The sequence below is a fragment of the Candidatus Nitrosotalea sp. FS genome, assembly GCF_011319475.1.
In the GTDB taxonomy this organism is placed as follows: domain Archaea; phylum Thermoproteota; class Nitrososphaeria; order Nitrososphaerales; family Nitrosopumilaceae; genus Nitrosotalea.
In genome coordinates this window covers 1-10,286 of record NZ_RCMC01000019.1, presented here as the reverse complement: position 1 = coordinate 10,286, position 10,286 = coordinate 1, and the positions used below count along the sequence as shown (strand labels likewise).

The window sequence follows — 10,286 nt, the reverse complement described above, 5'->3', positions numbered from 1 at the left end:
TTTGTTGATCCGCCTCTACAAGAATCAAACGACATGGCAAGGGTAGCATCAAACATAGAACCATTACACAGAGAGTATAACCTGAGTGGAGATGGTGTTACTGCTCTGGTTTATGATATAGGAAAAGCCGACAGTAATCATCCAGATTTTGGAGAGCGAATAATAGAACAAGACAATTCTCCAGTGCAGGAGCATGCAACACATGTAACAGGAACTCTTGGAGGAAGTGGCATTAACAGCGACGGTGAGGATGCAAATGGAAGAGAGAATGGTGGCACATCTGGACAATGGCAGGGAATGGCTCCAGATATAATGATACGTTCTTTTGGATTTGCTAGCAATTCTAACAGCCCTCCTCTTTTCAACGACGGTTCCAACATGGAAGATGACTTTACTAGAGCAATTTTGAATGGAACAGATCTGGCCACAATGTCATTGAACACAAATATAATTTCAAATGGTTATGATTGTAAAATGCTTGGAGATTATGTTCACACGCCTGTACTCATAGACAAAATAGTAAATGGAACTATTGGTGGACAGAGACTTTTGTTCTTTGAATCTGTAGGCAATGAACGACAGGGAAGCAATTCACATTGTGGTCAAGCATCTACAATCAGTCCTCCAGCCAGTGCAAAAGACAGTATTGCAGTTGGTGCGATAAACGCTGATAACAAATCCATCACTGGCTTTACCAGTTTTGGTCCAACAAAAGATGGGCGACTCAAGCCAGACATTGTTGCACCCGGATGTACAAGCAATAATGCAGGGATAATCTCTACGGGTCTTGACAAAGGGTATGTATCCATGTGTGGAACAAGCATGGCCGCACCCATAGCTGCAGGTGCTGCAGCACTCTTGATACAAGAATGGCACTTGATTCATGAACAAGACGAAAGACCATTACCACCACATACTGTAAAGGCGATCTTGATTCACACTGCAACTGATCTTGGTGCGCCAGGACCAGATTATAAGTTCGGGTGGGGAGCACTTGATGCCAAGTCAGCAATTGATCTTGTAAGGGCAGACAAGTACGAGCATCTGATAAAGATAGATTCTGTTATTGAGGACCAAAGCAATTCGTATCAGATCATTTCTGATGGAAACCACATTGTAAAAGCAACACTAGTTTGGGATGATCCAGCTGGAACAAGGTTGACTAGCAAAAATTTGGTCAATGACTTGGATATGAGGTTGACCGATCCTTCTGGAAAAACATACAAGCCATTTGTATTGAACCCACACGAACCGGAAAGAAATGCGGTAAGAGGTAATGACGACACAAACAATGTAGAGATGATAACAGGAGATGCAAGTAGAGGCACTTGGACCCTTACCGTCAATGGTACATCAATTTCGGATGGTACACAGGAATATACTGTAATAACTTCAGAAGGTCCAGACGAAAAGACTATGACAGTTTCAATGGACAAATCTCAGTATAACCATAATGATTCAGCTACAATAACTGTGAATTCTGGTCTAGGTCCAGGACAAAATATAGGGATAAACATAGTCGACCCAACTGGAGATATCCATCCTATTGGGTCATCTCAAACAGACAGTACAGGATCAGTATCGCTTGACTTTGAGATACCTGCGGATTTTCCAACTGGAACTTATCAACTAATAGCAAACTCAGAGAGTACTGCTGCAAGCGACCACAGATATATGACATTTGAAGTCGTTCCAGAATTTGGTCCTATTTCTGCAATGGTTTTTGTCACTGCTGTGATCTTTACTTTATTTCTGACTAGAGCCAGAACAGTCTCCAAGATCTAGAGTTTTAATGCCATGACTATTTGTGTACAAAAGTAATAGCATCCCACTTTCAAAGATCTAANTCGGCGAAGACACAAGTGTGGTAGTAGAGCGAATCTTTTCTAACTTTCTTATCTTGGAGTATATGACATCGCGTAACGAGTCTGCCGAGTCTGTCTCTATTTTTACGATAACATCATAGTTGCCGCATGTTGGCTGGACCTCCTTTATCTCAGATATTTCTCTGAGAGAATCAACAAGCGATTGGGTGCAATCCTCGCATGTTATCATGACAAATGCACTCTGCATGTATCTTGGACCATCAGTTGATCTTTGCATGGATATTATTCCACCTGATACCATATTGCTACGCCTTGAGGTACCAGCTAAGTATTTTTCATCCAAGCTAAGTCACAACTTTTCTGTAAAAAGAGTACACCGGATAGTCAAGCCTCACGCCGACAGAGAATCCAACCAACGAATGAAACTCGTAACCCTTGAGATGTCTTGCTACTTGATACAAGTCCCCTCCAAGTACCGCACTGTTTGGCATGGCAATTCCGTTTATCTTTGCACATGTGTTAACCGTTGGACCAAAGATATCCTCGCGTGTAGAAAATAATGATTTTGCAATGGTCAGCCTTCCATAGTCAGAGCTTACCCTGTAACTAACAGGAGGTAATCCACACTCTGTCATCAGTATGTTTATCTCCTCATAGGATTCCNCCATATACCTTGGACCATCAGTTGATCTTTGCATGGATATCATTGCACCCGGAAACATATTGCTACGCCTTGCCGTTCCAGCTAAGTACTTTTCATCCAAGCTAAGCTGCATCCTTTCTGCAAAAAGAGTACACTGGATAGTCAAGCCTCACACCGACAGAGAACCCGACCAAGGAATGAAACTCGTAACCCTTGAGATGTCTTGCTACTTGGTACAAGTCCCCGCCAAGCACAGTACTGTTTGGCATGGCAATTCCGTTTATCTTGGCACATGTGTTGACTGTTGGACCAAAAATGTCCTCGCGCATAGAAAATAATGATTTTGCGATTGTCAGCCTCCCATAGTCAGAGCTTACCCTGTAGCTGACACGTGGCAGTCCGCACTCTGTCATCAGTATGTTTATCTCTTCATAGGATTCGACCATGGCAAGGCTGCACTCTAGTGAATTTTGTATAGATGTCTTGTCTTCGGCATCGCATGTATCAGGAAAATAATATAGCAGACTGTCTCCAATGTTTTTTACTACAACTGCCCCAAACTCTTTTGCAATCTCTGCCATGGCATTAAGATAGATTCTGTAATATTCGCTCATCTTGGAGCTCTCCATGTTGGCAGTAATCTTGGTAGAGTTTACCATGTCTACAATTCCCATGCAGTAGCTTCCATGTGTCCCGCAAAACGAGATCTCGCCATGCATTGCTGCTCGGATTTTTTCTACGATATTTTTAATTCGAAACCTCTGAATTCCATTTAATGGTACATTTAGAGTACTCATCAAGAGTATGATCGCGTATCAGAAGATATTGTATGGTTAGCTAGTTTTGTAACGAGTTAGCTTGCATGTCAAGTTCTTCTAAAATATCGTATCCAGCATATACAGAGCATGAAGAAAGCGCTTGCGACACAGTGTCAGTGTTGCGGTTCAAGACAAGCTCAGATAATCTTTATTCCCCAATACAGGGGATTTAGGGGGTTTTGTTTTCGTTGCGAGACAAACTGGCCAGAGTCCTGATGGAACCATGAGAACCTTTAGATTATTACAATCCGAATCCACCACGATGGTACCAGACCACGAAGATACTGCAAATACATTTCTTGAGCTTGCAAGCGAGCAGCGCTTGGCAATTTTACTAAAACTTCAGGAAGGTCCTGTCAAGGTGTCTACCATAGCAAAGGAGCTTGGCGCAACGGTACCAGAAGTGTACAGAAACTTTGAGAGGCTTGTCAAGTCAGATTTTATCGAAAAGAATCCAGACGGAAGCTATGGCATCACCACCACTGGAAAGATACTTGCGTCCCAGGTATCCCTGATTGGATTCCTGTCTGCAAACAAGAAATACTTCAAGGGCCATGACATGGACACGCTTCCGCAAAATTCATCCAGAGGATGGGCTCACTGGAACAGTGTGAAACCGTAAAGGGGTTTGTCAAGGTCCAGGAAAAATGGAAGGAGCTCTNCTTCCGCAAAAATTCATCCAGAGGATGGGCTCACTTGAAAAGTGTGATACCGTAAAGGGATTTGTCAAGGTACAGGAAAAATGGAAGGAGCTTTATGGGGATGCAGAAAAACACATTTACAATATCTTGTTTGAGGTTTCATATACACCTGACCTCATGGAGTTGCTTGCAAGAAAGGTAAGCTCTGGAGTAAAGGTCCAGTCAATATTTTCTGAATCCGCTGTAATACCAAAGGAGAGAAAGCTTGCATTTGATAAATTAGGATTCAAAGAGTTTATCGCACAGGGAAAGATAGAACGTAGGATGCAACCTGATACAAAGGTAATCGTAATACTAAACGAGAAAGAAGCTGGAGTGATGTTCCCGTCAGGCGGGNCTGGAGTAAAGGTCCAGTCAATATTTTCTGAATCTGCAGTCATACCAAAGGAGAGAAAGATTGCCTTTGATAAATTGGGATTCAAGGAGTTCATAGAACAGGGAAAGATAGAACGCAGGATGCAGCCTGATACAAAGGTGATAGTAATACTAAACGAGAAGGAGGCAGGAGTGATGTTCCCATCAGGCGGAGAGGTTGACATGAGCCATGCGCTGTTTTCAAAAGATGTCATATTTCATGAATGGTGCCTTGACTATTTTGTATCCAGTTGGGATGTCGCAGGGCCGTTTCGTGAAGCCAAATTAAAAGAATAAAAAATTATCTTGGACAGAGCACTCCGCCCTGGCCAAACTTTGTAGCATGTATTATGGTGTGGTGTGTCTGGCGAAGATTCTCCATCCATGTCTTTCTCCTTGTCTTCTCGATTGCGGATATGTCATAGNAAGATGTCATGTTTCATGAATGGTGCCTTGACTACTTTTTGTCCAGTTGGGATGCCGCAGGACCATTTCGTGAAGCAAAACTAAAGGAATAAAAAAATTATCTTGGGCAGAGCACTCCGCCCTGGCCAAACTTTGTGGCATGTATTATGGTGTGGTGTGTCTGGCGAAGACTCTCCATCCATGCCTTTCTCTTTGTCTTTTCAATTGTGGATACATCATATGTGCACATGACAGAGCCGCGAAAGTCCTCAAAGCAGGCATGTGTCTTTTTTTCAAGGTCCATCTGGACTGACATGCCATCAAGTGTGCTGATGTTGGGAACGATCCTTCCGACTATTCTGTATGGAGGTATCAGCCCTTCAAGTATCTCTTGCACTTCTTTTTTTGATTTCTCAAACATTGCCTCTCCTGTGCTGCAGGTCTCGTGGATCTGTATGACACGGAGCTTGCCGCTCTGGAAATACTGCATTGGGATGCCATAGTTTAGGAACTTTAGTACTATAGATCCCGAGTCCTCGTGGGTNTGGGAACGATCCTTCCTACTATACGGTATGGGGGTATCAGGCCTTCAAGTATATTTTGTACTTCTTTTTTTGATTGTTCAAACATTGCCTCACCTGTATTGCAGGTCTCATGGATTTGTATGACACGGAGCTTGCCATTTTGGAAATATTGCATCTGGATACCATAGTTTAGGAATTTTAGTACGATAGAGCCCGAGTCCTCATGTGTGACATAGACACATGTCTCACCATCTGCCAGTCCGTTTTTTATGAATCTAAATTCAATAAGCCTTGCATATGCGGGATCTTCATAAAGCAATAAAATGTGCTGCTTGTGTTCGATTGAATCCACATACTTGAATGGCACTGACAATGTTTCATAAATGCTCATGACTTATCCTAATCCATTGTTGCATATTATATCGAGTTTGCAACACAGCTAATTGGTTGCAATTCTAGCTAATTAGGATTTATGACATATCAGAACTGATGGAAATCTGAATTTGCCACTAGGAATCAAGACATGGACATTTGTAAAAAGCGTTGTTGTACTAGAGCGCGATGAGTATGGGGTCTATGAGCTGCTTGACTCTAGGGANCACCATCTGCCAGTCCGTTTTTTATGAATCTAAATTCAATCAGTCTTGCATATGCTGGATCTTCATAAAGCAATAGTATGTGCTGCTTGTGCTCAATTGAATCCACATACTTGAATGGTACTGACAATGTTTCATAGATGCTCATGGCTTATCCTAATCCATTGTTGCATATTATATCGAGTTTGCAACACAGCTAATTGGTTGCAATCCTAGCTAATTAGCATTTATGACATATCAGAACTGATGAAGACTTGAATTTGCCACTAGGAATCAAGACATGGACATTTGTAAAAAGCGTTGTCGTACTAGAGCGTGACGAGTATGGGGTATATGAGCTGCTTGACTCTAGGGATAATATTTTGTATATAGGTCATGGGAAAATAATGACATCTCTTTTACAGCATTTGGAGAACGGAGAACATCCTGTGACTGGCGCACATTGCTTTAGTGTGGAATACACATGGGACAAGGCAAGAGCTGAGACAAGATACGGGGAGGAGCTTGTAAGATACTACAAGGAACATGGGACATATCCGAAATTCAACTAGATTTTTTATCTTGTCTGTTTTTTCACATGTAGGTTTTTTCCATCATTTCGGAATAACGGAATAAAATGTCACAAAAAAATCGAGCAATTGTCAAGCCCTGTTGCAATATGGTTGATTTAAATAATTAAATAATTTTGTTGTTTTATTGAAAGAATTGGAGATTTTTTGGAGCTGAATTGTAAATTTTAGTTGAGGACGAAGTATTTCATGCGTGCGCGTCTAGTAGAACATAATCAGATGTTCAACGCCAGCCCTGAAGGGGCCCCCTCAACAAGTATCGCAGACATCGTGTCCAAGGTAGAGCGCGAAAACCTCATCTTTGCTAACAAAAGAGCTCTTGATGCACTTTCTTTTCCCATGAAGATAATCGGAAGAGAAGAGCAAACGGAAAAAATTGTCAGGTTTTTGTTGGGGTATCGCTACGGGCATGTCGTTCCATTTATTTCTGTATACGGCAGGAGCGGCTCTGGCAAAACTACCATAGTCAAACATGTCTGTAAAGAATTTAGTGAGTCAGAACACGAGTTCGTAAATCTTCGAAGGACACGTACAGTTTTTGGAGCAACAAACCTTGTTTTAGCAAGCCTTGGGCTTGAGCCCATGAAAGGTTCAGGAGGCAACAAGATACCATTTGAAAAGATGCAAGATGCGATCAGCATTAGGCTGGAAAAAAACAAGAAGAAGCTGTTTGTTCTTGTGCTAGATGAGTTTGATGTCATATTTGGCGACCCGCGTGGCAGACCTTCGGATTTTATTTATCAGTTATTAGAGCTCGAAAAAGACTTGGCCCAAAAGGGATTTTATTTTTGTGCAATTGGAATCTCAAACAATGTGCTATCTGGATATGATTTGGATGACAGGGTCAAGTCAAGAATCGGAACGTCTGAAATATTTTTTGCGCCATATCACTATGGAAACGTAAAGACAATTCTTGAGGAGAGGGCTCAGCAAGCATTCATCTGCAAAATTGATGATGTAATACTGGAGCGTTGTGCCAAGCTTGCATCGCAGGATCACGGGGACGCCAGAAGGGCAATCGATCTTCTGCGTGTTGCTGCAGAGACTGCAAGTGCAGCACACAAGCCGTTAAGTATTGCATATGTGGACCAGGCATCGCGTGAGCTTCAGAAAGACAGAATTGAGAATGTCTTGACGGACTCGTCTTACAACTTCAAGCGGGTGCTTGCAGTGATTGCAAGGATTACTTTTTTGAGCAAGGAGGAGTGGCATTACACCTCAGTCATTGTACAGCAGTACAAAAAAGTCTGGTTTGATGGTGCACAACCGTTGTCATACAGAAGAGTCTCCGAGATTCTCAGGGAAATGGAAGACACTGGTTTGGTCTTGTCACAGATTAGCTCTCGCGGCAGACATGGCTATGGCAAGCAATACAAGCTTGAAATGCCACTGCACGTGGTTGGCAGAAAACTCAACGCCAACTGGTGGTTCGGATTATTGGAAGCAGAAAAGATGCATAAACGCATGATGAAGTACATGAGAAAGACTGGTGATCTTTCGGAGAAGCAAAAGAACAGAATTGAGCGAAACGAAGCAGTTGATGAAAAGGAGAAGCACTGGGATAGCTATGTGTGGAACGACGATGATGGAGAAAATGACTCTGAGTCAGGTGAATTTTGATGAGTGGAAAAGTCCGCAGCAGGGGAGACAAAAACTCCCAGAGCGACATTAAACAACGAAGAGCACTTGTGGCAAAGATAATTCAAGAGATGCTAAACCATGGCGAGGTTCCAATAAGAAAGGAGTTGATTTTGAAAAAACTCGAGTCCTTGGGATACAGTACAAGCAAGCGCGTTTTGGAACGAGACATTGCATCAATTTTTACAACGGATGTTAGTGCAGTCTTGCCACGCCGTAGCTACAAGATTAATCCTGGTACCAGATACATGAGAATACTTGAAGATGAACATAATGACGAGTTTTATGCAGCTTTTTTAAGGAAAGATATTAGCAGACAAGCTGCTCGCAAATGGAGGAGGGATACAATAGCATCCATGTTAGCAAAACTTGGTTTACCATCGCATTACATGCCAGACAGTCTCTCAAGTGACAAGACACCGTAAAATGGTCAAAGATGGTTATTGATATGGTACCAGTTTGACTTGTGATTTTATTTTAGGATTTTCTATTCGTTGCCTTTTGGCACGATCCCTTTGTGGTCATGTTTGATGCATACATCCAAGTATATCATCACTTGATTGTGATTTTCTTTTCATCTTACTGAAATTATAGATGAATATTGATGACCCTATAGCTAGTACAGTTCCAATAAAGAATTTTTCAGAAAATGAGAATACTCCAGATGGCGATACGGTATAGACATCGGCGTAAAAGTAATGGATGCTCAGAACTAGAAATAGTGCAGTCATGGTTATCATCGATGTTGTGATAATAGACTTGTTTCGTGCTGCAATTTGGTATGCCTTGTCTTCGTGAGATTTTCTTTTCATCTTACTGAAATTGTAGATGAATATTGATGATCCTATAGCTAGTACAGTTCCAATAAAGAATTTTTCAGAGAATGAAAATATGTCAGATGGTGATATTTTGATGTCAGCGTAAAAGTAATGGATGCTCAGAACTAGAAATAGTGCAGTCATGGTTATCATCGATGTTGTGATAATAGACTTGTTTCGTGCTGCAATTTGGTATGCCTTGTCTTCGTGAGATTTTCTTTTCATCTTACTGAAATTGTAGATGAATATTGATGATCCTATAGCTAGTACAGTTCCAATAAAGAATTTTTCAGAGAATGAAAATATGATGGGTACGGTGTAAAGTCCTCTATAAGCATGATGGATGCCAAGAACTAGAAATAGTGCAGTCATGGTTATCATCGATGTTGTAATGATAGACTTGTTTCGTGCTGCAATTTGGTATGCCTTGTCTTCGTGAGATTTTCTTTTCATCTTACTGAAATTGTAGATGAATATTGATGATCCTATAGCTAGTACAGTTCCAATAAAGAATTTTTCAGAGAATGAAAATATGTCAGATGGTGATATTTTGATGTCAGCGTAAAAGTAATGGATGCTCAGAACTAGAAATAGTGCAGTCATGGTTATCATCGATGTTGTGATAATAGACTTGTTTCGTGCTGCAATTTGGTATGCCTTGTCTTCGTGAGATTTTCTTTTCATCTTACTGAAATTGTAGATGAATATTGATGATCCTATAGCTAGTACAGTTCCAATAAAGAATTTTTCAGAGAATGAAAATATGATGGGTACGGTGTAAAGTCCTCTATAAGCATGATGGATGCCAAGAACTAGAAATAGTGCAGTCATGGTTATCATCGATGTTGTAATGATAGACTTGTTTCGTGCTGCAATTTGGTATGCCTTGTCTTCATGAGGTAATGTTCCATTACCTGTCTTTTCATGCATATGCATTGCAGAAATGATAGAGTCTACACATTGTTGTAGATCATGTTTTTCCGTGTCAAGTATCAAGTCTGGATTAGCGGGTTCTTCATACGGTATGTCAAATGGTACAAAATCTGTAATCTCGCCTGATTGTGCTTTCTTATAGAGACCTTTAGGATCACGTTTTATGCATGTATCCAATGATGCCTTGACATGTACAAGAAAAGTTGGCATCTCTTTTCGTAGTTTTTCTCTAACATCGTCAAAAGGCGAGGTAAAAGCAACTATTACGGTTTTGCCATCATTTGATAGTGATTTTGCTTCAGAAACTGCCCTACGTAGATTTTCTCGTCTATCTTTTACAGAATAACCAAGGTCAAGACATCTATCTTTTCTAAATGTGTCTCCGTCCAATAGTGCTACTGGTACTTTTTTTGATTCTAGCTCTTTTTGTAGAAGATTAGCTATTGTTGTTTTTCCAGCGC

General features: G+C 41.1%; 9 protein-coding genes. 5 read left to right on the top strand and 4 right to left on the bottom strand.

Annotated elements, in window-relative coordinates; all coding sequences use genetic code 11:
* Positions 1–1,785: S8 family serine peptidase (locus tag DYY66_RS00870; RefSeq protein WP_218583550.1), on the top strand; the 1,785-nt coding region annotated here is incomplete at its 5' end.
* Between the two features lie 62 nt (positions 1,786–1,847).
* Here the strand turns inward: DYY66_RS00870 and DYY66_RS15550 are convergent.
* On the bottom strand, positions 1,848–2,055 hold a 208-nt coding region (locus DYY66_RS15550), incomplete at its 3' end, for an Lrp/AsnC ligand binding domain-containing protein (protein ID WP_394352523.1).
* 536 nt (positions 2,056–2,591) lie between these two features.
* A complete protein-coding gene (locus DYY66_RS00855) occupies positions 2,592–3,266 on the bottom strand; it encodes an adenylate/guanylate cyclase domain-containing protein (RefSeq protein ID WP_166285390.1) in 675 nt (224 codons plus the stop codon).
* 283 nt (positions 3,267–3,549) lie between these two features.
* Between DYY66_RS00855 and DYY66_RS00850 the strand changes: the two genes are divergently transcribed.
* Positions 3,550–3,909: a helix-turn-helix domain-containing protein gene (locus tag DYY66_RS00850; RefSeq protein WP_166285388.1), complete on the top strand. Its 360-nt coding sequence runs from the start codon at positions 3,550–3,552 to the stop codon at positions 3,907–3,909.
* Between the two features lie 1,383 nt (positions 3,910–5,292).
* Here DYY66_RS00850 and DYY66_RS15545 read toward each other — a convergent pair.
* Positions 5,293–5,662: MEDS domain-containing protein (locus DYY66_RS15545; RefSeq protein WP_394352522.1), on the bottom strand; the 370-nt coding region annotated here is incomplete at its 3' end.
* Positions 5,663–6,121: 459 nt separating this feature from the next.
* Here DYY66_RS15545 and DYY66_RS00825 point away from each other — a divergent pair.
* From DYY66_RS00825 to DYY66_RS00815, 3 genes are all read left to right on the top strand, one after another.
* A complete protein-coding gene (locus DYY66_RS00825) occupies positions 6,122–6,418 on the top strand; it encodes a hypothetical protein (RefSeq protein ID WP_166285378.1) in 297 nt (98 codons plus the stop codon).
* A 207-nt stretch (positions 6,419–6,625) separates the two neighbouring features.
* Positions 6,626–8,056, top strand: a complete 1,431-nt coding sequence (locus DYY66_RS00820; protein WP_166285377.1) for a Cdc6/Cdc18 family protein — start codon at positions 6,626–6,628, stop codon at positions 8,054–8,056.
* A complete protein-coding gene (locus DYY66_RS00815; RefSeq protein WP_166285375.1) occupies positions 8,056–8,499 on the top strand; it encodes a hypothetical protein in 444 nt (147 codons plus the stop codon). The genes DYY66_RS00820 and DYY66_RS00815 overlap by 1 nt, the downstream gene beginning before the upstream one ends.
* Positions 8,500–8,595: 96 nt before the next feature.
* Here DYY66_RS00815 and cysC read toward each other — a convergent pair.
* Positions 8,596–10,286 (bottom strand): adenylyl-sulfate kinase (cysC, locus tag DYY66_RS00810; RefSeq protein ID WP_166285373.1); only part of this gene is annotated, 1,691 nt, incomplete at its 5' end.